The 24,373-nt window shown below is 67.6% G+C and carries 22 protein-coding genes, 1 pseudogene and 1 riboswitch; of the genes and pseudogenes, 13 read left to right on the top strand and 10 right to left on the bottom strand.

All coding sequences use genetic code 11. From position 1 onward, the window contains the following. Positions 1-67: 67 nt before the first annotated feature. Complete coding sequence (locus tag U1H82_RS01000; protein ID WP_322963061.1) at positions 68-964, top strand: DMT family transporter; 897 nt, start codon at positions 68-70, stop codon at positions 962-964. On the opposite strand, the gene bluB is transcribed toward U1H82_RS01000, so the two are convergent. Then, positions 961-1,635, bottom strand: a complete 675-nt coding sequence (gene bluB / locus U1H82_RS00995; protein ID WP_322963060.1) for a 5,6-dimethylbenzimidazole synthase — start codon at positions 1,633-1,635, stop codon at positions 961-963. The two genes, U1H82_RS01000 and bluB, sit on opposite strands and share 4 nt — an antisense overlap. 64 nt (positions 1,636-1,699) lie before the next feature. Here bluB and U1H82_RS00990 point away from each other — a divergent pair, with 64 nt between their 5' ends. Further along, positions 1,700-1,939: a SemiSWEET family transporter gene (locus U1H82_RS00990; protein WP_375339475.1), complete on the top strand. Its 240-nt coding sequence runs from the start codon at positions 1,700-1,702 to the stop codon at positions 1,937-1,939. 133 nt (positions 1,940-2,072) lie between these two features. Here U1H82_RS00990 and gcvPB read toward each other — a convergent pair whose 3' ends face one another. The 5 genes from gcvPB to U1H82_RS00965 form a co-directional block, all read right to left on the bottom strand. Continuing rightward, the gene (gene gcvPB, locus U1H82_RS00985) at positions 2,073-3,629 is read right to left on the bottom strand and encodes an aminomethyl-transferring glycine dehydrogenase subunit GcvPB (protein ID WP_322963058.1); all 1,557 of its coding nucleotides are present in this window, start codon (positions 3,627-3,629) and stop codon (positions 2,073-2,075) included. Further along, positions 3,626-4,984 (bottom strand): aminomethyl-transferring glycine dehydrogenase subunit GcvPA, encoded by a 1,359-nt coding sequence (gcvPA, locus tag U1H82_RS00980; RefSeq protein WP_322963057.1) that lies wholly within the window; start codon positions 4,982-4,984, stop codon positions 3,626-3,628. Before gcvPA ends, gcvPB begins: the two co-directional genes overlap by 4 nt. A 124-nt stretch (positions 4,985-5,108) precedes the next feature. After that, on the bottom strand, positions 5,109-5,480 hold the full coding sequence (gene gcvH / locus U1H82_RS00975) for a glycine cleavage system protein GcvH (protein WP_183950537.1): 372 nt from the start codon (positions 5,478-5,480) through the stop codon (positions 5,109-5,111). 2 nt (positions 5,481-5,482) lie between these two features. Then, positions 5,483-6,658: a glycine cleavage system aminomethyltransferase GcvT gene (gene gcvT, locus U1H82_RS00970; RefSeq protein WP_322963056.1), complete on the bottom strand. Its 1,176-nt coding sequence runs from the start codon at positions 6,656-6,658 to the stop codon at positions 5,483-5,485. 162 nt (positions 6,659-6,820) lie between these two features. Next, positions 6,821-6,928: riboswitch (glycine riboswitch) on the bottom strand. A 240-nt stretch (positions 6,929-7,168) separates the two neighbouring features. After that, entirely contained in the window at positions 7,169-7,807 is a 639-nt protein-coding gene (locus U1H82_RS00965) for a hypothetical protein (protein WP_322963055.1), read from the bottom strand. Positions 7,808-7,909: 102 nt separating this feature from the next. On the opposite strand from U1H82_RS00965, the gene ispH reads away from it, so the two are divergent. The 3 genes from ispH to rnhA are packed head-to-tail and all read left to right on the top strand — an operon-like array spanning position 7,910 to position 10,269. Next, positions 7,910-8,878 (top strand): 4-hydroxy-3-methylbut-2-enyl diphosphate reductase, encoded by a 969-nt coding sequence (gene ispH / locus U1H82_RS00960; RefSeq protein ID WP_322963054.1) that lies wholly within the window; start codon positions 7,910-7,912, stop codon positions 8,876-8,878. Between the two features lie 3 nt (positions 8,879-8,881). Then, the gene (gene thrB / locus U1H82_RS00955) at positions 8,882-9,835 is read left to right on the top strand and encodes a homoserine kinase (protein WP_322963053.1); all 954 of its coding nucleotides are present in this window, start codon (positions 8,882-8,884) and stop codon (positions 9,833-9,835) included. Continuing rightward, entirely contained in the window at positions 9,832-10,269 is a 438-nt protein-coding gene (gene rnhA / locus U1H82_RS00950) for a ribonuclease HI (RefSeq protein WP_322963052.1), read from the top strand. The genes thrB and rnhA overlap by 4 nt, the downstream gene beginning before the upstream one ends. A gap of 335 nt (positions 10,270-10,604) precedes the next feature. Here rnhA and U1H82_RS00945 read toward each other — a convergent pair whose 3' ends face one another. Both U1H82_RS00945 and U1H82_RS00940 read right to left on the bottom strand, forming a co-directional pair. Beyond that, entirely contained in the window at positions 10,605-11,678 is a 1,074-nt protein-coding gene (locus tag U1H82_RS00945; protein WP_322963051.1) for an NAD(P)/FAD-dependent oxidoreductase, read from the bottom strand. After that, complete coding sequence (locus tag U1H82_RS00940) at positions 11,675-12,610, bottom strand: alpha/beta fold hydrolase (protein ID WP_322963050.1); 936 nt, start codon at positions 12,608-12,610, stop codon at positions 11,675-11,677. The genes U1H82_RS00945 and U1H82_RS00940 overlap by 4 nt, the downstream gene beginning before the upstream one ends. Positions 12,611-12,660: 50 nt before the next feature. On the opposite strand from U1H82_RS00940, the gene U1H82_RS00935 reads away from it, so the two are divergent. The 8 genes from U1H82_RS00935 to U1H82_RS00900 all read left to right on the top strand — a co-directional run bounded on the left by U1H82_RS00935 (position 12,661) and on the right by U1H82_RS00900 (position 20,182). Beyond that, the gene (locus U1H82_RS00935) at positions 12,661-13,155 is read left to right on the top strand and encodes an A24 family peptidase (protein WP_322963049.1); all 495 of its coding nucleotides are present in this window, start codon (positions 12,661-12,663) and stop codon (positions 13,153-13,155) included. Between the two features lie 49 nt (positions 13,156-13,204). Then, positions 13,205-14,224, top strand: coding sequence for a Flp pilus assembly protein CpaB (gene cpaB / locus U1H82_RS00930; protein WP_322963048.1), 1,020 nt, complete (start codon positions 13,205-13,207; stop codon positions 14,222-14,224). A 2-nt stretch (positions 14,225-14,226) separates the two neighbouring features. Next, entirely contained in the window at positions 14,227-15,771 is a 1,545-nt protein-coding gene (locus tag U1H82_RS00925) for a type II and III secretion system protein family protein (protein ID WP_322963047.1), read from the top strand. Between the two features lie 26 nt (positions 15,772-15,797). Continuing rightward, positions 15,798-16,493, top strand: coding sequence for a CpaD family pilus assembly lipoprotein (locus U1H82_RS00920; RefSeq protein ID WP_322963046.1), 696 nt, complete (start codon positions 15,798-15,800; stop codon positions 16,491-16,493). Then, a complete protein-coding gene (locus U1H82_RS00915) occupies positions 16,490-17,755 on the top strand; it encodes a nucleotide-binding protein (RefSeq protein ID WP_322963045.1) in 1,266 nt (421 codons plus the stop codon). The genes U1H82_RS00920 and U1H82_RS00915 overlap by 4 nt, the downstream gene beginning before the upstream one ends. A 5-nt stretch (positions 17,756-17,760) precedes the next feature. Next, complete coding sequence (locus U1H82_RS00910) at positions 17,761-18,744, top strand: type II secretion system F family protein (RefSeq protein ID WP_322963044.1); 984 nt, start codon at positions 17,761-17,763, stop codon at positions 18,742-18,744. Further along, positions 18,745-19,737, top strand: a complete 993-nt coding sequence (locus U1H82_RS00905) for a type II secretion system F family protein (protein ID WP_322963043.1) — start codon at positions 18,745-18,747, stop codon at positions 19,735-19,737. Positions 19,738-19,819: 82 nt separating this feature from the next. After that, positions 19,820-20,182 (top strand): hypothetical protein, encoded by a 363-nt coding sequence (locus U1H82_RS00900; protein ID WP_322963042.1) that lies wholly within the window; start codon positions 19,820-19,822, stop codon positions 20,180-20,182. 358 nt (positions 20,183-20,540) lie between these two features. Here the strand turns inward: U1H82_RS00900 and ppdK are convergent, their stop codons facing one another. Continuing rightward, positions 20,541-23,201 (bottom strand): pyruvate, phosphate dikinase, encoded by a 2,661-nt coding sequence (ppdK, locus tag U1H82_RS00895; protein WP_322963041.1) that lies wholly within the window; start codon positions 23,199-23,201, stop codon positions 20,541-20,543. A 124-nt stretch (positions 23,202-23,325) separates the two neighbouring features. Continuing rightward, a pseudogene (gene glyS, locus U1H82_RS00890) lies at positions 23,326-24,373 on the bottom strand (glycine--tRNA ligase subunit beta); the annotation flags it as partial.

The following is a 24,373-nucleotide window of genomic DNA, read 5'->3' as shown; positions in this document are numbered from 1 at the left end:
ATGCTCGCCAAGGGGCTGGCCGCGTTCGGGGTTTTCTCGTGCCCGCCCAAGGGTTAGGGGCAGGTGCATGACCGGCGACCGCGTGCTCAAGGGCATCGGCCTGCGCCTGATCGCCATCTTCTTCCTGTCGACCATGTCGGCGCTCATCAAGCTGGCCGAATCGCGCGGGGCGACCCTGTTCGAAACCATGTTCTGGCGACAATTCTGCGCGCTGCCGGTGGTGCTGGGCTTCGTGATGGCGGGGCCGGGCCTGGGGTCGCTGCGGACCACACGGTTCAAGGGGCATCTGGCGCGATCGATGGTCGGGCTGGTCGGCATGGTCTTCACCTTCGGTGCGGTGTTGTTGCTGCCGCTCGCCGAGGCGACGACGTTCCAGTTCACCGTGCCGATCTTTGCCACGCTGTTGGGTGCACTGGTGCTGGGCGAGCGGACAGGCATCCAGCGGTGGAGCGCGGTGCTGGTCGGCTTTGCGGGCGTGCTGATCGTGGTGCGGCCGGGGGCGAACGACATGTCGCTGTTCGGGGCGGGTGTCGGGTTGCTCGCGGCGATGTTCGTCGCGATCGTCGCCATCCTGCTGCGGCAGTTGCGCGACGAGCCTTCGGGGACGACGGTCTTCTATTTCTCGACGCTCACCCTGCCCTTCATCGCCATTCCCTATAGCTTCAACATCCAGGGCCATGACGCGCTGACCTGGGCGATCCTGATCTCGATCGGGCTGGTCGGCGGCGTGGGGCAGATCGCGCTGACCGGCGCGTCGCGGCTGGCGCCGGTGGCGGCCGTGGTGCCGATGGACTATTCGGGGCTGATCTGGGCGACCGTCTATGGCTGGCTGATCTTCGGGGTGCTGCCCGCGACCAGCACCTGGATGGGCGCGCCGATCATCATCGCCAGCGGGCTGTTCATCGTGTGGCGCGAGCAGCGCTTGGGCAAGCAGCAGACGATGACGACCGCGCCGGACGATTAACGCACGTCCCAGCGCGTCGGTGCATTTTCCTGCCACCCCACCCGGTGGAGCAGCGGCGTGTCGTCGTCCCATTCGGCATGACCCAGACACAGATACGCCGTGAAGGCCCAGTCCTCCGGCACCGCGAAGATGCGCTCCATCTCCGCGGGGTCGAGGATCGACACCATGCCCATGCCCAGATTGGCCGCTCGCGCCGCCAGCCACAGCGTATGGATGGCCATGGCGGTCGACTGGCGCAACGTTTCCGGCATGGTGCGGCGGCCGAGGCCATGGCCCTCCGCCGGATCGATATGGGTGAAGACCGCCAGTTGCACCGGCGCGGCGTCGAGCCCGGCCAGCTTCAGCGCGCGATAGGCCGCAGCCTGGTCATCGGCATAGTCGGCCGCCGCCTCCATATCACAGCGTTCGAAATCGGCGCGCACGGCGGCGCGCAACGCAGGGTCCGCAACCCGGATCACCCGCCAGGGCCGTGCATTACCGACCGACGGCGCTAGCGCCATCACCTCGGCCAGCCGCGCCAGCACCGCCTCGTCGACCGGGTCGGTCCGGAAGTGCCGGACATCCCGGCGCCAGCGCAGGATCGTCTCCAACGTCGCCGCCTGGGCTTCGTCGAAGTGCATATGGGTCGTGTCGCGGGTCGGAACATCCCGCTCCGCTTGTGCGTCCGTCACACGGGCTTCAATCGATTTATCTGTCATGAAAGGAAACCAAGCGCCTGTGAGCGAACGGAAATTGATGCTGCTCGGCTGGATCGCCACCGCAACGGCCGTGGCCATGTACCTGTCTTATATCGACCAGATACAGCTGAATCTGGCGGGCCATAAGGGCTCGACCGTCCAGCCGCTCGCGACGATGGTGAATTGTTCGCTCTGGGTCGCTTATGGTTTCATGCGCGAAAAGCGCGATTGGCCGATCGTATTCGCCAATGCGCCGGGGGTGATCCTGGGCGGGATCTGTTTGTTTACCGCGCTTTGACGTCATTGCGAGCGTCGCGAAGCAATCCAGGGCGTCTTGCCCGTGGCTCTGGATTGCTTCGCTACGCTCGCAATGACGGACGGTGGCAGTCCCCCCGCGCCATCCATTCGGGAATAGCGCGGGGGTTGGCCGATCAGGCCGCCTTGTCCTTCCACACCAGCACGGGCTTGCGCGCGGCCAGCGTCTCGTCGAGGCGCGCGCGCGGCGCGAAGTGCGGCGCGGTCTTGAGCGACGGGTCACCGGCCTTGGCGCGCTCCGCCACCGAACGCAGCGCGCCGATGAACTGGTCGAGGGCGGCCTTGGACTCGGTCTCGGTCGGCTCGACCAGCATCGCACCGTGGACGACCAGCGGGAAATACATGGTCATCGGGTGGAAACCCTCGTCGATCAGCGCCTTGGCAACGTCGATCGTCGAGAAGCCCTCGGCTAGATTGTCGTCCGAGAAGATGGCTTCGTGCATGCACGGGCCGCTCTTGGCGAAGGGCGCGTCGAGCGTGGTTTCCAGCGAACGCAGGACATAGTTGGCGTTGAGCACCGCATCCTCGGCGACCTGACGCAGGCCGTCCGCACCGTGGCTGAGGATATAGGTCAGCGCGCGGGTGAACATGCCCATCTGGCCATGGAAGGCGACCATGCGGCCGAAGCTGTCGGCATGATGGTCGTCGGCATTTTCCTCCTCGACCAGCCGGAAGCCCTCGCCCGTCTTCTCGACGAAGGGCAAAGGCGCGAACGGCGTCAGCGCCTCCGAGAACACCACCGGCCCCGAACCCGGCCCGCCGCCGCCATGCGGGGTCGAGAAGGTCTTGTGCAGGTTGATGTGCATCGCATCCACGCCCAGATCGCCCGGACGCACGCGCCCGACGATGGCGTTGAAGTTCGCGCCGTCGCAATAGACGTAACCGCCCGCCGCATGAACCGCGTCGGAAATGTCCTTCAGGTCGCGCTCGAACAGGCCGCAGGTGTTCGGGTTGGTGATCATCACGCCCGCCACGTCCGGCCCCAGCCGCGCCTTCAGCGCCGCCGTGTCGACACGGCCGTCCGCGGTCGCGGGAATGTCCTCGACCGAGAAGCCCGCGAACGCCGCCGTCGCCGGGTTGGTGCCGTGCGCCGATTCGGGGACCAGGATCACCTTGCGATGGCCCTCGCCACGCTTCTCCAGCGCCGCCTTGATCGCCAGGATGCCGCACAGCTCGCCATGCGCGCCCGCCTTGGGGCTCATCGCGACTGAGGTCATGCCGGTCAGCGTGACCAGCCAGTGCGCCAATTGGTGAATCACCTCCAGCGCGCCCTGCACCGTATCGACCGGCGCGAGCGGGTGAACGTCGCTGAACCCCGGCAGCCGCGCCATCTTCTCGTTCAGGCGCGGATTGTGCTTCATCGTGCACGAACCCAGCGGGAACAGGCCGAGGTCGATCGCGTAATTCTGGCGCGACAGACGGGTGTAATGGCGCACCGTCTCCGGCTCCGACAGGCCCGGCAGGCCGATCGGGGCCTTGCGGCTCAGGTCACCCAGCCGCGAACCCGCGACATCGCCTTCGGCGAAATCGACGCCGGTGGTTTCGGTATCACCGATCTCGAAGATCAGCGCCTCTTCCAGCATCAGCGCGCGGTTGCCGGTGAAGGTCGCGGGCACATCGCTGTCCTTGGCTTCGGGGCTCGTGGGCTTCCAGCCGCTCTGGTTGATCGTCATGCCAGCACCTCCTCAAGCGCTTGGGCAAGCGTTTCGATATCCTCCGCCGTCACCGTTTCGGTGACCGCCACCACCAGTCCGTTCTGAAGCGCATCCTCGCCCGGATAGAGCCGCCCGAGCGACACGCCCGCCAGCACGCCGCGATCGGCGAGCGTCCGCACGATCGGCCGCGCCTCACGACCCAGGTCCAGCGTGAACTCGTTGAAGAACACGTCATTGACCAGCTTCACGCCCGGCACCTTCGCCAGACGATCCGCCGCGCGGCAGGCGTTCGCGTGGTTGATCCCCGCCATGCGGCGCAGACCCGCCTCGCCCAGCAGCGTCATGTGGATCGAGAAGGCCAGCGCACACAGACCGGAGTTGGTGCAGATGTTGGACGTCGCCTTTTCGCGACGGATATGCTGCTCGCGGGTCGACAGCGTCAGCACGAAGCCGCGCTTGCCGTCCGCGTCCACCGTCTCGCCACAGAAGCGGCCCGGCATCTGACGGATATATTTGTCCTTGCAGCCCATCAGGCCGACATAGGGCCCGCCGAACTGAAGCCCGACGCCCAGCGACTGGCCTTCGCCGACGACGATGTCGGCGTCCATCTCGCCCGGCGAGCGGATCGCACCCAGCGCGACCGGCTCGGTCACGACGGCGATCAGCAGCGCCTTCTTGGCGTGGCAGGCCTCGGCCAGCGGGGTCAGGTCAGCGATACGGCCCAGAATGTCGGGGTACTGGACGACGACGCAGGACGTGTCGCCGTCGATCGCCGCGATCATCTGGTCGATATCGGTCTCGGCGGTCAGGACGGGCGCGGCCGTCTCCAGCGTGTCGCCGGTGTACTTCGCCATCGTCTTGGCGACCGAGACATAGTGCGGGTGCAGGCCCGACGACAGGATCGCCTTGGACTTCTTGGTGATGCGCCGCGCCATGCCGATCGCTTCCCAGCAGGCGGTCGAGCCGTCATACATGGAGGCGTTGGCGACATCGGTGCCGAGCAGACGCGCGACCTGCGTCTGGAACTCGAACAGCATCTGAAGCGTGCCCTGCGCGATTTCCGGCTGATAGGGCGTATAGGCGGTCAGGAACTCACCGCGCTGGATCAGATGATCGACCGATGCGGGGACATGATGGCGATAGGCGCCGCAGCCCAGGAAGAAGGGCACGTCGCCCGCCACGGTGTTCTTGCGGGCGAGCGCAGTCATATGCCGCTCGACCGCCAGTTCGGACGCGTGGTCGGGCAGCCCCTCGATGGGGCCGGACAGGCGGGCGGATTCGGGCACGTCGACGAACAGATCGTCGACCGATCCAGCACCGATGACCGAGAGCATCTCGGCCCGATCGGAAGAGGTAAGGGGCAGGTAGCGCATCGGAATCCTTCTCTCCCCTCCCCTTCAGGGGAGGGGCCGGGGGTGGGGCCATGCCACAAGCACCTCGCTTCGGGGATGCGCCCCACCCCAACCCCTCCCCTGAAGGGGAGGGGCTGAATGTGTTTTAGAGCTTGGCGACGAACGCGGCGTAGGCGGTTTCGTCCATCAGGCCGTCCAGCTCGGACGCATCCGACAGCGTGATCTTGAAGAACCAGCCCTCGCCCTCGGGGTCGCTGTTGACCAGCGCGGGCTCGTCGGCCAGCTGGGCATTGCCCTCGACCACGGTGCCCGACACCGGCGCATAGACGTCCGACGCGGCCTTGACCGACTCGACCACGGCGGCCTCGTCGCCCTTGGACAGCTCGCGGCCTTCCTCGGGGACGTCGACGAACACGATGTCGCCCAGCGCGCCCTGCGCATAGTCGGAGATGCCGACCGTGCCGACATCACCGTCGACGTCGATCCACTCATGATCTTCGGTGAAATAGCGGCTCATGGTCACTTGGCTCCTGAACGAACGTAACGATGGGGGACGAACGGCATCGCCGTGACGGTGGCGTCATGGGTCTTGCCGCGCTGAAGAAGTTTGACTGCCGTGCCGGGCGTCGCCAGCTCGGTCGGCACATAGGCCATGGCGATCGGCGCGCCCATCGAGGGGGCGAAGCCGCCGCTGGTGACGCGACCGATGACCGATCCGTCCTCGGCGACCACCGACGCGCCCTCGCGCACCGGCTGGCGGCCCGCGACGGTCAGGCCGACACGCTTGACGGCGGGGCCGTTCTCACGCTCGGCGATGATACGCTCGGCCCCCAGGAAGTCGGCCGCCTCGCGACGCTTCTTGGCCAGCGCGAAGCCTAGATCGGCCATCACCGGCGTCGTCTCAGGATCGAGGTCATGGCCATAGAGCGGCAGACCCGCCTCCAGACGCAGCGAGTCGCGCGCGCCCAGGCCGATCGGCTTCACCTCGGCCTGTTCGCAGAGCAGGTCAGCAAAGACCGCGGCATGGTCCGCCGGGATCGAGATTTCGTAGCCGTCCTCGCCGGTATAGCCCGAGCGGCTGATCCACAGCGGCACGTCGTTCCAGGTGAAGTCGGCGGCGGTCATGAACACCAGCGCCTCGACCCCCGGCACGATCCGCGAGAGGGCATCGACCGCCTTGGGGCCCTGGAGCGCCAGCAGCGCCTGCTCGTCGAGCAGGTTCAGCGTCGCATCGTCCGGGATGAAGTCGAGCAGATAGGCGATATCGTCATACTTCGTCGCGCCGTTGACGACCATGTACAGCTCTTCCGCGCCGTCCAGCGTGCGCTTGGTCACCATCAGGTCGTCAAGAATGCCGCCCTCTTCGTTGAGCAGCAGCGAGTAGCGATTCTTGCGATCGCCAAGACCCGTAATGTCGCCCGGCAGGACCTTTTCCAGCGCGGTGATGACCGGGGCCAGCCCGTTCTCGCCGGTGAAGACCACCTGACCCATATGGCTGACGTCGAACAGTCCGGCCGACTCGCGGGTCCAGAGATGCTCGGCCATGATGCCTTCATACTGTACCGGCATCTCGTATCCGGCGAACGGGACCATCCGGCCGCCGCGCGCACGATGCCATGCGTCCAGCGGCAGCGTCTGGATGATCTCCTGACCCTCGGGGGCGTCTTCTACGTTCAGGTCGGTTGCGTCGCTCACGGGGCCGGTCTCCGTCAAAAGGGTGTCGGCTAGGGACGCAAATGTCCTTACCCGATCCGATCCCCCTCTGTCACGGAACCTGAGAGCTTTCGCCGGAATTTCCGGCTTACCCCTTCGGTGGCACGACGGCGTGAGCCGAAGCGCGCTTTCCAGAGTGTCGATGGCGATCGCGCGGTCCCATTTGCCTGAGAGATTCCGGGGTGGTTGCTCCTTCGGCGGCCGGGTTTCGTCACCTGAAAGATGACCCCGGCGCTCTCCCGCGCGCGCCTATGTCGGACATGTCCGACATCGACGCCGCGCCCTCTGCCGGGCGGGTGGGTGCAAGTCAATCGGGAACGGCGGTCGTTGCAGGGAAAGATGTGGAAAGCTGGGGGCGACGCCCCTCCACCACCGCTTCGCGGCGGTCCCCCTCCCCATCTCCGATGGGGAGGATTTGAAGACCTATTCCTCCCCAAGCTCGCTTGGGGAGGGGGATCGCGCCCGCAAGGGCGTGGTGGAGGGGCCGCTTGGTCAGCGAGTCGCGTTGTACCGCAGCTGCGCGTCGGTCAGCTGGAACCCGACCAGCGCCTCGAAGCTGGCGCTCGCCACCGCCTGGCGCACATCGGGCTGGGTCAACGGATCGATCGCAGCGTCCTCGTCCCCGGCCTTGCGGCGACGGGTCAGCTTTTCGCGGACCTCGTCGGGCAGCGTCGCCGCCGCACGTGCGATGGTGGTGGAGGCTTCGCCCGCCACCTGGCCGCGTGCCTGGCCAGCGTCGAAATGCACATTCACCCGGCCGACACGCTTGGCGACGACATTGGTCCCACCACGCACGATCGCGATATAATAAGGCAGGGTCAGGTCGCGCGCCGCCGCCGTGTCGGTCCGCCGCGCTTCCACCACGAAGCTGACCGTCGTCACGATGTCCGAGCCTGCATCGGCGCAGGTGCCGCGGACATCGGTCATGTTGGCGACGACGTCGATCGAACGCTCGTCGGTCGCGCCCGGCGTCTTGAACAGGGTGATGTCGCCGGTCCCGGCCGCCACACCGACGACCGGACAGGCCGAGCGAACCGCGGTGATGCCGCCCGAGGCGTCGATCTCACCGGTACGGGCACAGCCCCCCAGAATGAGCGCAAGGGCAACGGGAGCGAGAAACGATGCTTTCACAGGTCGAAACGCCTATTCTGGATGCCGAAGCAGGATGCCGGTTTGGTCGCCAGCATAGGAACCGGGTTGGACGCGCGCAAGCAATGGCGTAGAGCCGTGCGCATGACCGCATCCCTGACCGACGCCCCGAAGCCGCCGCTCGACCTGTTGATCGCCGCCCCGCGCGGTTTCTGCGCGGGCGTCGACCGCGCCATTCGCATCGTCGAACTCGCGCTCGAGAAACACGGCGCACCGGTCTATGTCCGTCACGAGATCGTCCACAACAAGTTCGTCGTCGACAGCCTGAAGGCCAAGGGCGCGATCTTCGTCGAGGAACTGGACGAGGTGCCGCCGCACGCCCATGTCGTCTTCTCCGCCCACGGCGTGCCCAAGTCGGTGCCGGCGGACGCCGAGAGCCGCGGCCTCGACTATCTCGACGCCACCTGCCCGCTCGTCTCCAAGGTGCATCGCCAGGCCGAACGGCTGGTCGAGATGGGCCGCCACATCGTCTTCATCGGCCATGCCGGTCACCCGGAGGTCATCGGCACCTTCGGCCAGGTGCCGCAAGGGTCCATGTCGCTGATCGAGACGGTCGCGGATGTCGAGGCTTTCGCCCCCGCCGATCCTAACAATCTCGCCTTCCTGACCCAGACCACCCTGTCGGTGGATGACACCGCCGCCACGATCGACGCGTTGCAGCGCCGCTTCCCCTCGATCCAGGCACCGCGCGGCGAGGATATTTGCTACGCTACCTCCAACCGTCAGGCCGCCGTCAAGGCGATCGCCGCCGAGTGCGACGCGGTGCTGGTGATCGGCGCGCCCAACTCCTCCAATTCGCTGCGTCTGGTCGAAGTGGCCGAGCGGGCGGGCAAGCGGGCGCAGCTGATCCAGCGCGCCGCCGATCTCGACTGGGCGTTCCTGGACGGTGTGACAACGCTCGGCCTGACCGCCGGGGCCTCCGCGCCCGAGCTGCTGGTCCGCGAACTGGTCGATCGCCTGTCCGAGCGCTTCACCGTTTCCGAGCGCGAGGAAGAGACGACGCGCGAGACGATCGCGTTCAAGCTGCCGCGCGGGCTGGAAGCGGCCGCCTGAGCCATGGCCGTCTATACGCAGGTTTCGGCCGAGGCGCTGTCGGCGTTTCTGGCGCGCTATGACGCTGGCCAACTGATCTCCGCCAAGGGGATCGCCGAGGGGGTCGAGAACAGCAACTATCTGGTCGACACCACGACCGCGCGGTTCATCCTGACCTTGTACGAAAAGCGCGTGGCGGCGGGCGACCTGCCCTTCTTCCTGGCGCTGCTCGACCATCTGGCGGCCAAGGGTCTGCCGGTGCCGCCCGCGATCAAGGACCGCAACGGCGTGGAGATCCAGGAACTGGCGGGTCGCCCCGCCTGCCTGATCCAGTTCCTGACCGGTGTGTCGCTCTCACACCCCAGCCCGGCCCAGGCGCTGGCGGCGGCGGATGCGATGGGCGCGATGCACCGTGCAGTGGCGGACTTCCCGCGCAACCGCCCCAATTCGATGGGCTATGCCAGCTGGCGTCCGCTGTTCGCGCAATGCGGGCGCGATCTCGACCGGATCGCGCCGGGCCTGCACGATGCGATGGACGAGGCGCTGGACGCGGTACTCGACGGTTGGGACGCACAGGGCCTCGACACCTGCGTCATCCATGCCGACCTCTTCCCCGACAATGTGCTGGTGCTGGGCGATACGGTCACGGGGCTGATCGACTTTTATTTCGCCTGCACCGATTACCGGGTTTACGACCTCGCCGTCATGCACTCGGCGTGGAGCTTTGACGCCAGCGGCGAGACCTATGCGCCGGAGATCGGCGCGGCGCTGGTCGAAGGCTATGAACGTCACTTTGCGCTGACCGACGCCGAGCGCGCTGCGTTCGCCAAGCTGGCCATGGGAGCCTGTCTGCGTTTTGCCCTGTCGCGGGCCTGGGACTGGCTCAACACCCCTGCCGACGCGCTAGTGACGCGCAAGGACCCGCTGGCCTATTGGCGGCGCTATATCGCCTATCGCGACGGAAAGGCCGGACTGTGACGCCTGTCGAGATCGCCACCGACGGCGCGTGCAAGGGCAATCCCGGCCCCGGCGGCTGGGGCGCGCTGATCCGCTCCGGCACGCATGAGAAGGAATTGTCGGGCGGCGAGGCGCTGACCACCAACAACCGCATGGAACTGATGGCGGCGATCGAGGCGCTGAACGCGCTCAAGCGCCCCTGCGCGGTGACGCTGTCGACCGACAGCCGCTATGTGATGGACGGCCTGACCAAGTGGATTCACGGCTGGAAGCGCAATGGCTGGAAAACGGCGGACAAGAAGCCCGTCAAGAACGCCGAACTCTGGCAGGCCCTGCTGGAAGCGGCGGCGCGCCACCAGATCGAATGGAAATGGGTCAAGGGCCATGCCGGCCACCCCGACAACGAACGCGCCGACAAGCTGGCAAGCGATGCCGCGGATACGTTTCGGAAGTAGGCCGTGGCGCTAGAGAAGGATGACATGAGCTGGAATCGTCATTGCGAGCGTAGCGAAGCAATCCAGAGCGTCTTGCCCGGACACTGGATTGCTTCGCTACGCTCGCAATGACGGATTGGGTCAAACTGACGTCATCGCGCTCTATATCTATAGCGCGGTGACATTGCATTGACCCGACGCGAGCCCCTCCCCTTCAGGAGAGGGGTGAGTCCCTATGAAGTGCTTTTGACCCGCCGCTTGCGCCCAGACGTCGATGACGAGATCGACTTCGGCATAGGCTGTCATAACCAGTATTTGCAGCAATTGGGCGATAGCCGTCAAAGGCAAAGCCAGCTTCAGAACCGCCCTGCCGCATAGCGTTCCGCATCCACGCCTCCCGGCACATCCCCTTCGCCCAGCAGGAGCGCCGCCGCCAGGGCGGCCGCGGCCGGGGCGGTCTGGATGCCGAAGCCGCCCTGGCCTGCGCACCAGAAGAAGCCCGGTGTCTTCGCATCGAACCCATAGACCGGCGCGCGGTCGGGGGCGAAGCTGCGCAGGCCCGCCCAGCGGCGCTCGACCGCGGTTACGCGCCAGTCGACCACATGCTCCAGCCGGTCGATCGCGACCGCCACGTCCCATTCCTCGGGCGCGATGTCGCAGGCCGCGCTTGGGGTCTCGTCATGCGGGGTCAGCCAGAGGCGGCCGCCCGCCTCGGGCTTGAAGTAGAAATTTCCCGCTATGTCGACGACATGGGGGAGGCCTTCGGGCGCGGGTGGGTCGGTGCGGAGCTGCACCATCGTCCGGCGATAGGGTGTGATGCCGATCGGCCCGGCCCCGGCGCGGCACGCGACCTCGTCCGCCCAGGCGCCCGCCGCATTGACCAGCAACCGCGCCGTGATCGGGCCGGCGCGCGTGTCGAGATGCCAAATACCGTCACGACGCTCGGCCGCGATCAGCGCGGCGTCGGTCATCAGCACGGCCCCCGCATTGCGTGCCGCCGCCAGATAACCGGCGTGGAGCGCGGCGACATCGATATAGGCGCAGCTCGGCTCCCACACGCCATATGCCCATTCGGGGCGCAGACCGGGGACACGCGTCGCCGGGTCGATGCGCGACAGGTCGACACCGGTCCCGGCAAAGTCGGCCAGCAGGCGGTCGATCCGGGCGGCATCCTCTACCCGTCCGATATGGAGCGAGCCCAGCGGCGTCAGATAGCCGCCCTCGCGCAAGGCCGAACCCGATGCGGTGGTCAAAGGCTGCACTGCCGGGCCACCATAGGTTTCCGACCAGAAGGCGGCCGAGCGCCCGGTCGCGTGGCGGCCGGGCATGTCTTCGGCCTCCAGCAGCACGACGCGCGCGCGCGTGCCGATCGCGGCGGCCAGGCTCGCGCCCGCCATGCCTGCGCCGACGATCGCGACGTCGTGGATCATGCCGCGACGCCGCTCAGGAACGCATCGATCGCCGACAGCGCCCGCAACCGCACCGGATCGACCTCGCGCAACAGTTCATGCGCCGCCTCAGGCCCGAAACGCTCGACCCTGGCGCCGATCCGCCGCGCGATCCTGAGGGCGGCATGAGGGTCGACCAGCCGGTCCGCCTCGGCGATCAACATCAGGGTGGGGACGGTAATCCGGCCCAGCCGGGGATCGCGGTTCAGCGCACCGATCGAGCGCAGCGCGGAGGCCAGCCAGCCCCAGCTGGGCGGCCCCAGCGCCAGTTCGGGGTGCCGGGCATACCAATAGCCCTCATCCTCGAACCGCCCGACATCATGGGTCAGGTTGCGCTGGCGGGTGTGCAGGCCCGGCCCCTGTTTGGCGTCCCATATGGCCCGCTCGGCCCGGCCCAGCGCGTTCATCAGGCGGATGATCCCCGCGCCCAGCAGCGCGCCGGTCGGCAGGCGCAGGCCCAGCATCGGCGCGACAAGGATCAGCGCGTCGGGATCGACCGCCCCCTCGACGACCGCACGTAAGGCCAAGTGCCCGCCCATCGAATGGCCGAGCAGGACATGGGGAAGCCCCACCGCGCCTTCGCCGCGCCATCCGGCCCAGAAGGCGCGCAGATCCTCGACCAGCACGGAGAAATTGCGACCGTGGCCGACATGCGGGTCGGCCAACAACCGCCCCGATCCCCCCTGCCCGCGCCAGTCGAAGGCGGTGACGCTCCACCCGCTCGCAACCAGATGCGCGAAGACCTCCAGATATTTCTCGACGACATCGGCGCGCCCGGTCTGGAACAGCAACCGCCCGCGCGGCCGCTCGGCTGCCCAGTCGAAACGCCGATGGTCCCATCCGTCGGGCGCCTGCCAGCGCGACAAGGTGGCGGCGGCCGGGAAGCTACGGCGAAGGGCAAGGGCGTCGGTCATCCATGTCCCGGTTACGGTTTCGAAAGCCCCGCCGTCTAGGGCGTTATCCGATGGAATGGACCATATTGCGTATCGCGCTGCTGGCCGCGCTCGTTCTGCTGCTCGTCTCGGCGGGGATCGAGGACGCGCGCACCCGTGAGATCGCCGATCGCAAGAACATCGCGATCGCGCTGCTCGCGCCCTTATGGTGGTGGGCGAGCGGCCTGTCGGTCTGGCCCGACATGGCGATACAGGTCGCGGTCGCCATCGCCATGTTCCTGTTGTTCGCCCAGGCGTTTCGCATCGGCATGATGGGCGGCGGCGATGTGAAGATGATCGCGGCGATCGCGTTATGGCTGCCGCCGTCCTCGCTGTTCCGCATGATGCTGCTCATGTCGATCGCGGGCGGGGCGGTCACGATCGCGATGCTGGTCGACCGGCACCTGCGCGTCCGCAAGCATGGCGACGCCGCCGCCGCTGTCGAGGTTCCCTACGGCGTGGCGATCGCGATCGCGACGCTCGTGGTCCTGCAGGAACCGTTATTTAACCCCTTCCAACCTATTTAACCCGCCATTCCGGTCGAGCAGGGGGCTTGGCCAAGGCCGAAGAATCAGGATGGACAGTCGTAAAATCCTACTGCTGGTCGGGGCCCTGCTGATCGCGGGGATCACGGCTCTATTCGCCCGGACCCTGACGTCCGGCAGCGGCGTGGCCCAGGCCGCCGCGATCGTCATGCCCCAGCCCGCCGGTGCGCAGAGCGAGGTCCTGGTGGCCACCCGCACCCTGCCGGTCGGCACGATCCTCGACACCACCGCCCTGAAATTCCAGCCCTGGCCCAAGGATATGGTGGCCGGTGCCTATTATGTGAAAGGCCAGGCCGATATCGCCAAGCTGCAGGGCACCGTCCTGCGCTATGCGATCACAGCGGGCCAGCCGCTGACCCAGGGCGCCGTGGTGCGGCCGGGCGATCGCGGCTTCCTGGCCGCCGCGTTGACCCCCGGCATGCGCGCCGTGACCCTGCCGGTGTCGGCGCAGACGGGGGTCGCGGGCTTCGTGTTTCCGGGCGACCGGATCGACGTGGTCCTGACCCAGGATGTGACGGGCGGCGGCGACGGCCCTCCGCTGAAGGTGTCGGAGACGATCCTGCGCAACATCCGCGTGCTGGCGACCGACCAGCGCACCGACAATCAGGCCGCCGACAACGGCAAGACGCCGGTCCAGACCTTTACCACCGTCACCGTCGAGACGACGCCCAAAATGGCCGAGCAGCTGGCGGTCGCGCAGACCGTGGGCACGCTGTCGCTGTCGCTGCGCGCGCTGGCCGAACGGCCGGACGAGCGGGCCTCGGGCGATACGAGCAGCATCGCGCAACCGATGGCCGATCGCGCCTCCTACGTCACCGGCGGCGACATATCCCGCTATCAGCGGCGCACCATTCCGGGCCGCCAGAGGAACGGGGTGCCGGATCACGGCACGATGGGTGGCACCGATGCGGGCGGCACCGGTGGCGCACCGTCCATGGCCAGCGTCGGCCAGGCCGGGCGCGGCGCGGGCGATACCGCTGGCGTGCATGTCATGCGTGGCACCAGCTCCGCCGCAGCGGCCAGCGCCGTACCTTCGATGGGTGGGAATTGACCATGTCGCTGCGATCGAACCTTTGCGGCATGGCCCGCACCTCGGCCTTTGCGCTGATGCTGGCCCCGCTGCTTCTCGCGCCCTCGCCCGCCAGGGCGGCACCGGCCGGGCCGGATGACGGCGCGACGGCGCGCGACGCCTCGGGCACGTTGAGCATCAATACCGGGCGCGCACGGCTCATCACCCTGCCCCGGCCGATGACCGACCTGTTCGTCGCCGACGACAGCATCGCCGATGTCCAGGTCCGCTCCCCCACCCAGCTCTATATCTTCGGCAAGAAGCCCGGCGAGACGACCGTCTCGGCCACCGCACGCGGCGGCGCGGTCGTCTATGCGGCGACGGTGCGCGTCGGCAACAATCTCGATTCGATCGGGCGGATGCTGACGCTGGCCATGCCCGAGGCGGCGATCACCGCGACACCGATGAACGGCCTGATCCTGCTGACCGGCACGGTCGCCTCCCCCGACGACGTGGCGGAGGCCGAGCGGCTGGTCCAGACCTATGTCGGCAAGGACACCAAGATCATCAGCCGGTTGAAGACCGCGACCCCGCTTCAGGTCAATCTTCAGGTCCGCATTGCCGAGGTCAATCGCAACTTCGTCAAGACGATCGGCGTCAACCTGCTGAACCGCGACAATAGCGGCGGCTTCATCTTCGGCATCGCGTCGGGGCGCAAGGCGGGCACGATCGGGGACGTGCTCGACACGGCCGGTAATGTGACGGGCACCCAATATACCTTCAACCAGGGCTCTCAGCGGACGACGCTGGGCCTGGCCGGGCGCGTTCTGGGCATGGACCTGTTGAGCGCGATCGACCTGGGCGAGACGCTGGGCCAGGTATCGACGCTCGCCAATCCGAACCTGACCGCGCTGTCGGGCGAAACCGCGACCTTCCTGGCGGGCGGCGAGATTCCCATCCCGCTGTCGAGCGGCTTCGGCACGGTGTCGGTCGAATATAAGCAATATGGCGTCAGCCTGTCCTACACGCCGACGGTGCTGTCGGACGGCCGCATCTCGCTGCGCGTCCGGCCGGAAGTGTCGCAGCTGACCTCGCTGGGCTCGGTGACGATCAACGGAATGACGATCCCCGCGCTGACCACCCGGCGTGCCGAAACCACGCTGGAGCTGGGGTCGGGCCAGAGCATGATGATCGGCGGGCTGCTGTCCAACTCGCGCGACAACTCGATCGAAAAGACGCCGTGGCTGGGCGACCTGCCGCTGATCGGCTCACTGTTCCGCTCGAACGCGTTCAAACGCAATGAGACCGAACTGGTCATCATCATCACCCCCTATCTGGTGAAGCCGGTCAACTCGCCCTCGGACATCGCACTGCCGACCGACGGGATGCGATCGGCCAATGATGCCGAGCGGGTGCTGCTGGGTCGGCTAGGCGGCGGCGGCGTTGCCGCGCCGCGCCCGGTGCCGACCATGGCCCCGCCGGTACAGGGCCGCCCGATGGCCGCCGGGGTCGCCGCCCCGGTGTCCTCCACCGCACCGGCCGCCCTGCCCGTCCGCAAGGGCGTGCCGACGCCGGGCTTTTCCGAATGACCGCCTCCCCAAGGATGATACGCCCCATGCGTCGTTCCTCGCTTCTCCTGATGCCGCTGGGCCTCGCGCTGATGACCGGCGGCTGCATGGGCGCCGGTCAGCCGGGGCTGGAGTCCAGCCATCAGCCGGTCGTGTCGCAGACCGACTATGCGCTCGACCTCGCTCTGTCCGGTCGCCGGTTGGCGGCGGATGAGGATCGGCGGCTTGACGGCTGGGCGCGCAATTTGCGGCTGGGCTATGGCGACCGCGTCACCGTGGAGGACCCGGCGGGCGAAGGCCCCATGGCCTATCGCGAAGTGGCCGAGGTCATCGGCCGCTACGGCTTGCTGGTCGGTCCGTCCTCGCCGATCGCGCGCAATCCGGTCGCGCCCGCCACCATCCGCGTGGTGGTGACGCGGGCCACCGCGACGGTGCCCGGCTGCCCCGATCTGCGCAGCGACACCGCCCTTGATCTGGAGGGGCGCACGTCGTCCAACCATGGTTGCGCGGTCAATCGCAACCTGGCCGCGATGGTCGCCGACCCGACCGATCTGGTTCGCGGCGCACAGGGCCCCGCGACGAGCGACCCGGCCGTGGCGACCCGCGCGGTCAAGGCGCTGCGCAACGCCATACCGACCGGCAATGGCGGCACCGCGCTGCGCAATCCCAGTGCCGCAGGCGGGGATTCGGGCGGCGGCATGGGTGGAGGCGCCGGTGCACCGAACGCCGGAGGCGGCCTGTGAACGCGCCCTGGAAAATGAGCACGCTGACCACGCGCGATCCGTTCCTGGCCTTTGTCAGCGACGACTGGACGGCGGAGGCGCTCCGCCCGCTCGTCACCGAACAGGGCTGGTCGCCCGACAAGGTGTCGAACGGCGGCCTGTCCGGCGCGATCCAGGCGCTGGCGGTATCCGCCAGCCCGCAAATCCTCCTGGTCGACCTGACCGACACCGTCGATCCCGCCAGCGAGATCGGCAATCTGGCCGAAGTGTGCGAGCCCGGTACGATCGTGATCGCGATCGGCCCGGTCAACGATGTCCGGCTGTACCGGACGCTGATGACCAGCGGGCTGCACGACTATCTGCTGAAACCGATCAATCCCGACCAGTTGCGCGACGCGATCGGCCAGGCGCGGGCCATGCTTCACGCCCCCCGCGCCACCGAGCTCACGCCCGAACGCCCGGCATGCAGCATCGCGGTGGTCGGCGTGCGCGGCGGGGTCGGCAGCTCGACCATCGCCACCTCGCTCGCCTGGCTGATGGCCGAGCGGCTGGAGCGGACGACCGCCGTCCTGGACCTGGACGTGCATTTCGGCACCGCCGCGCTGGCGCTCGACCTGGAGCCGGGGCGCGGGCTGATCGACGCGATCGACAATCCCAGCCGCATCGACGGGCTGTTCCTGGAACGCGCGATGGTCCGCGCCTCCGAAAAGCTGGCGATCCTGTCCGCCGAGGCGCCGATCAGCGCCCCGATCCTGACCGACGGCCTCGCCTTTGCCCAGTTGCAGGAGGAGATGCGGCTGAATTTCGAGGCGACCATCGTCGACCTGCCGCGCAGCACGATGATCCAGCAACCCGCATTGGCCACGACCGCTCAGACGATCGTGCTGGTGACCGAGTTTACCCTGGCCGCCGCGCGCGACACCATCCGCCTGCTGTCCTGGCTGAAGACGCACGCCCCGCAGGCGACGATCCTGACCGTCGCCAACCGGGTCCAGCCGACCGCGCAGAGCGAGATCACGCAAAGCGACTTCGAGGGATCGATCGAATGTCCGGTCGATATCCTGATCCCCTATGACCCCAAGCTGGTCGTCCAGGCCGCGAAGCTCGGCAAGCCGATCGCCGAACTGGGCCGCACCTCGCGCACCATCGCGCCGCTGATCGCGCTGGCACAGCGTCTCTGCGCCTCGACCGACAGCGACGACGGGGCGATGACCGGGCGGCGCGGCCTGCTCGACCGGTTCGACCTGAAGGCGCTGCTCGGCAAGCGGGCACGGACCGCCTGACGTCGATGTCGATCACGACAACCCTGATGCTGGCCATGGGGGTCTTCCTGACCCTGGCGATGGCGATCTCGGCCTTTACCACGCCCGCCCGGTCGCGCAGCCAGACGCGCCGCCTGGCGGGATTGCGCGGGCGGGTCGCGCTCGACCTCGGCAAGCCGATGGAGGCGGCCGCAGCAGGTTCGCGCGGGATCGCGCTGGCCGGGGACACGCGGATGGACAAGGCGTTCGGCCGCATCCTGCCCAACCCGGCCAAGATGGCGACACGGCTGGATCGGACCGGGCGCGGCTGGACCGTCGGCCAATATGGCCTGGCGAGCGCTGGGCTGGCGCTGGGCCTGATGCTGGCCCTGACCATGTTGGGCCTGTCCTTCTTCCTGGCGCTGTTGGTCGCGCTGCTCCTGGGACTCTGGGTGCCGCATGTCGTGGTCGGCCGGACCATTTCGCGCCGCGTCGCCCGGTTCGTCACGCGCTTTCCCGACGCCATCGACCTGATGGTACGCGGCCTCCGCTCAGGCCTGCCGATCGCCGAGACGATGAGCGTCGTCGGCCATGAACTCCCCGGCCCGGTGGGCGAGGAGTTTCGCGGCGTCGCGGACCGGATGCGGATCGGCCGGTCGATGGACGCCGCCCTTCAGGAGACCGCCGACCGGCTGGACATCGCCGAGTTCCGCTTCTTCGTCATCGCCATCGCCATCCAGCGAGAGACCGGCGGCAACCTGGCCGAGACGCTGTCCAACTTGGGCGAGGTCCTGCGCAAACGCGCGCAGATCAAGCTGAAGATCAAGGCGATGTCGTCCGAATCCAAGGCATCGGCCTATATCATCGGGTGCCTGCCCTTTGCGGTGTTCGGCATGATCTGGATGATCAACCAACCCTATATGGCACGCTTCTTCGTCGATCCGCGCCTGATGCTGGTCGGAGGGGCGGGTCTCATCTGGATGGGCCTGGGCGCCTTCATCATGTCCCGCATGATTAGTTTCGAGATCTGAATGAACAACCCCGCCCCCGTCTTTCTCGGCCTTTCCGCGGCATCCTTCACTACGCTGCTCTGGGGCGTGTGCCTCTTCGCGCTGCTGGCGGCGGGCTATATGCTGCTTGGCCAGCGCGATCCGATGACCCGGCGGGTGCGGGCGCTCAACGCACGGCGCGAGCAATTGAAGGCCGGGGTCGTCAGTCCGCCCAAGCGCCGCGCGCAACTGATCGACCGCGACGACATGCTCGGCCGGATGCGCACCATCCTGAGCACGTTCAAGGTGCTGCAGGACGAACAGCTCAAGGCGGTCCATATCCGCCTGCTCCAGGCGGGTATCCGGTCGAAGGAAATGGCCATCGCGGTAATCTTCGCGCGGATGGTCCTGCCGATCGTGCTGGGCGGCGCCATGGCCCTGTGGGTCTATGGCACGGATAGCTTTGCCGCATGGAGCGGCTTCAGCCGTTACATGATCGTCGCCGGAACGCTGGTGCTGTCCTATAAGGCGCCCGACATCGCGCTAAAGAACCAGATCGACAAGCGGACCGCCGCGATCCGCAAGGGCCTGCCCGATGCGCTCGACCTGATGGTGATCTGCGCCGAGGCGGGCCTGACCATCGACGCGGCCTTTGCCCGCGTCTCGCGCGAGTTGCGGCGCGCCTATCCGGAGCTGGGCGACGAGTTTCAGCTGACCTCGGTCGAACTCGGCTTCCTGACCGACCGGCGCCAGGCGCTGGAGAATCTGGCCATGCGGGTCAATCTGGACTCGCTGCGCGGTGTGGTCACGACGATGATCCAGACCGAGAAATACGGCACCCCGCTCGCCAGCGCGCTGCGCATCCTGTCGGCCGAGTTCCGCAACGAACGCATGATGCGCGCCGAGGAAAAGGCCGCGCGCCTGCCCGCGATCATGACGGTACCGCTGATCCTATTCATCCTGCCGGTGCTGTTCGTCGTGATCCTGGGGCCCGCCGCCTGTTCGATCAAGGACTCGCTGGTCACGGGGCACTAGGCGCACGCCCGGCGCAACCAGCGCCACCGCCAGTCGTTGACCGGTCGTAACAGATACCGATCAACAGGCAGGGATCAACGCGATGCTGTTCACTTCGACCACGCAATTCGCCGTATTGGGGCTGGTCCTCATCGCGGGTTGGCTCTTCGGGCTGGCGAGCCATCCGGGCGGCCGCAAATGGCGCACCCGCTACGCCACCGAGCGTGACGCCCATGCCGCGCAGGTGAAGGATACCGAAACCAAGCTGTCCGCCGCACAAGCCCGCATCGCCGAATTGGAGCGTGAGAACCATCGGCTGGCGACCACGCAGCCGGTTGCTGCCGCCCCAGTGGTGGAGCGGGCGCCCTACCGCCCCGTCGCGGCCACTGCGGCGCGTCCGGCCTATCCGGCGGGTGAGCGGCGCGGGTGGTTCGATTTCGCGAACCGCACGACGACGAACGGGTGACGGGTTTCATAGGGTTGGGGCTCGGTGAGACACCGTGCCCTCCCCCCATCCCCTCCCGCCTGCGGGCGGGGCGTACCGAGCGGAGCCCTCTAGAGAAGGGTGACATGAGCTGGAATCGTCATTGCGAGCGTAGCGAAGCAATCCAGTGTCCGGGCAAGACGCTCTGGATTGCTTCGCTACGCTCGCAATGACGGATTGGATCAAACGGACGTCATCGCGCTCTAGCGACCCGACCAGGCTGGTGCTTCAGAACGAGGCGAAACGGCTGCCCTGAAACGCTCCCCTCCCGCAAGCGGGAGGGGATGGGGGAGGGAAGGTTCCAGGCGATAAACCCGCCCAAACCGCCCTCCCCCCAAAATCACCGCGCCTTCAACGCCGCCTGCGCCGCCGCGAGGCGGGCGATCGGCACGCGATACGGGCTGGCCGAGACATAATCCAGGCCGACCTGCTCGCAGAACGCGATCGACGCCGGGTCGCCACCATGCTCGCCGCAAATGCCAAGCTTGATGCCGGGCCGCGTCGCCCGGCCGCGCTCGGCGGCCAGGCTGACCAGTTCGCCCACGCCCTCGACATCCAGGCTGACGAACGGGTCCTTGGCGTAAATGCCCTTCTCGACATAGGCGCTCAGGAAGCGCGCGGCATCGTCGCGGCTGACGCCCAGCGTCGTCTGCGTCAAGTCGTTGGTGCCGAAGGAGAAGAACTCGCCCACCTCAGCGATTTCCCCAGCCTTCAGCGCGGCGCGCGGCAGCTCGATCATGGTGCCGACCAGATATTCGACCGTCTTGCCGCGCTCGGCAAAGACCGCCTGTGCGGCCTTGTCGACGACCGCCTTCATCAGCTCCAGCTCACGGCGCGTGGCGACCAGCGGGATCATGACCTCGGGTATCGGGGCCTCGCCGGACTTCTCCGCAACATCCAGCGCCGCCTCGAAGATCGCCCGCGCCTGGATCTCGTAGATCTCGGGGTACGTCACGCCCAAGCGGCAGCCGCGATGGCCGAGCATCGGGTTGAACTCATGGAGTTCGTTCGCCCGGCGCTTCAGCGTGTCGACATCCACGCCCGCCGCGGTGGCGACCTCGGCGAACTCGGCCTCCTGTTGCGGCAGGAACTCGTGCAGCGGCGGGTCGAGCAGGCGCACCGTCACCGGCAGGCCTGCCATCACCTCGAAGATCGCGGTGAAGTCGGCGCGCTGTTCGGGCAGCAGCTTGGCGAGCGCGGCGCGGCGGCCCGCTTCGTCCGAGGCGAGGATCATCTGGCGCACCGCCGTAATCCGCGCGGCGTCGAAGAACATATGCTCGGTCCGGCATAAGCCGACGCCCTCGGCACCGAAATCGCGCGCGGTCTGGCAGTCGAGCGGGGTTTCGGCATTGGCACGAACCTTCAGGCGGCGGACCTGATCGGCCCATTCCATCAGCGTGCCAAAATCGCCCGCCAGCTCGGGCTGCACCGTCGCGACCGCGCCGACCATCACCTCACCGGTCGACCCGTCGAGCGTCAGGATGTCGCCCTCGCGCACCTCGCGGCTACCGACACGCAGCAGCTTAGCCTTGTTGTCGATCGACAGCGACCCCGCGCCCGAGACGCAAGGCCGGCCCATGCCGCGCGCCACGACCGCCGCATGGCTGGTCATGCCGCCGCGTGCGGTCAGGATGCCCTTGGCCGCATGCATGCCGTGAATGTCCTCGGGGCTGGTTTCCACCCGGACCAGGATCACTGCCTCGCCCGCCGCCGCCGCGCGCTCAGCGGCATCGGCGTCGAACACCACCTTGCCTGATGCGGCACCGGGGCTGGCGGGCAGGCCCTTGGTCAGGACATCGCGGCTCGCATCGGGGTCGAGCGTCGGGTGAAGCAGCTGGTCGAGGGCCGCCGGATCGACCCGCGCGATCGCTTCCTCGCGGGTGATGAGGCCTTCATTCGCCATGTCGACCGCGATCTTCAGCGCGGCCTTGGCGGTGCGCTTGCCCGAACGGGTCTGGAGCATCCAGAGCTTGGCCTGTTCGACCGTGAACTCGATGTCCTGCATGTCGCGATAATGGGTTTCGAGCCGGTCGAAGACGGCGGCCAGTTCGGCGTAAACCTCCGGCATCGCCTCTTCCATCGAGGCGGGCTTGGCATTGGCTTCCTCGCGCGCGGCCTTGGTCAGGTACTGCGGCGTGCGGATGCCCGCGACCACGTCCTCGCCCTGCGCGTTGATCAGGAACTCGCCATAATAAGCGCGGTCGCCCTTGGACGGATCGCGCGTGAAGGCCACGCCCGTCGCCGAGGTGTCGCCCATATTGCCGAAGACCATCGCCTGTACGTTGACGGCGGTGCCCCAGTCGGCGGGAATGTCGTTCAGGCGGCGATAGACCTTCGCGCGCTCCGATTGCCACGATCCGAACACCGCGCCGACCGCGCCCCAAAGCTGGTCGTGAACGTCCTGCGGGAAGGGCTTGCCCCATTGTTCCTCGACCAGGCCCTTATAGGTCGTGACCAGCGCCTTCCAGTCCTCGGCCGACATCTCGGTGTCGAGGGTGAAGCCGTTATCCTCCTTGGCGATCTCCAGCGCTTCCTCGAACGCGCCGTGATCCAGCTCCAGGACGACATCGGCATACATCTGGATGAAGCGGCGATAGCTGTCCCAGGCGAAACGCTCGTCGCCCGCCTTCTTCGCCAGCCCCGCGACCGTCGCGTCGTTGAGGCCGAGGTTCAGCACCGTGTCCATCATGCCCGGCATCGACACCCGCGCGCCCGAGCGGACCGAGACGAGCAGCGGGTTTTGCGCGTCGCCGAAACGCTTCTCCGTCACCGCCTCGATATGCGCGATGCCGTCGGCCACCTCGTCGCGCAGCTCCTGCGGAAACTGCTCGCCATCCTCATAATAGCGGGTGCACATCGCGGTCGAGATGGTGAAGCCCGGCGGCACCGGCAGCCCGATCGAGGCCATTTCGGCCAGATTCGCGCCCTTGCCGCCAAGCAAGTTCTTGTCCCCCTTGCCGCCGTCCGAAACGCCGCCGCCGAAGCGGTACACATAGGTCATCGGTTCGATCCTTTACTGGTCGTCACGTCCGACGCCCTGGGGACACAGGCGTCGGTCTTAATAAGGCGATATTGCCGGAGGGGAAGACAGAAGGCAGGCATCCCGTCTCCCGATCCGGATCACGTCATCCCTCGATCCGCGAGAAATCCGCCACCGTATGGACGGCCGCCCGGACACGGGCGAGCAGCGCGAGGCGCGCGGTCCGCTTGTCCGGGTCGGCGTCGTTGACGGTGACATCGTCGAAGAACCGGTCGATCGGCGCGCGGAGCGAGGCGAGCGCGGCCATGGCGGCCTCGAAATCCTCGGCCTTCACCGCCTCGGCCGCCTTGGGCTCGGCCGCGTCGAGCGCGGCGATCAGATCGGCCTCAGCGGGTTCAAGCGTGTAGGTCGGCGCGGTCCATTGCTGATCGCCCTCGACGCCTTCTTTCTTCAGGATGTTCGCGGCGCGCTTGTACCCGGCAAGCAGGTTGGTGCCGTCGTCGGTGGTAACGAAGGCTTGCAGCGCATGGACGCGGGCGAGCAGGCGGACGAGATCGTCCTCGCCGCCCAGCGCGAACACCGCGTCAATCAGGTCGTGACGGACGCCCGCTTCGCGTTGCTGGACCTTGAGGCGGTCGATGATGAAGTCCATCATCTCTGTCGATCCGTGATCGGCATTGCCCATGGCACGGACACTCGCCGGATAGAACGGCAGACGCAGGCCGTTCTGCTGGATCGTGCTTGCGATACCCAGGGCGGCCCGACGCAAAGCGAACGGGTCCTTAGAACCGCTGGGCTTCAACCCCACCATGAAGAACTGCGCAACGCTATCCAGCTTATCCGCCAGCGCCACCGCCACCGTGACCGGCGCGGTGGGAACATCATCCCCCTGTCCGACCGGCTTGTAGTGATCGCGCACCGCCTCGGCGACGGCCGGGTCTTCGCCCTGCGCGGCGGCGTAGTAACCGCCCATCAGGCCCTGCAATTCGGGGAACTCGCCGACCATGCCGGTGACGAGATCGGCCTTCGCAAGGTACGCGGCGCGCTCCGCCAGATCGGCAAGCCGCTCCCTCTCCCCATCGGGGAGAGGGCTGGGGTGAGGGGCCGACGCAGGCGAGGCGCTGCTGGGCGGGGGGGGGGGGGGGGGGCCCCCCCCCCCCGCCCGGGCCCGCCCCGACCCCCCACCCCCGGCG

The organism is Sphingomonas fuzhouensis (assembly GCF_034659795.1).
In the GTDB taxonomy this organism is placed as follows: domain Bacteria; phylum Pseudomonadota; class Alphaproteobacteria; order Sphingomonadales; family Sphingomonadaceae; genus Sphingomonas; species Sphingomonas fuzhouensis.
This window is presented reverse-complemented; position numbering and strand designations above follow the sequence as displayed.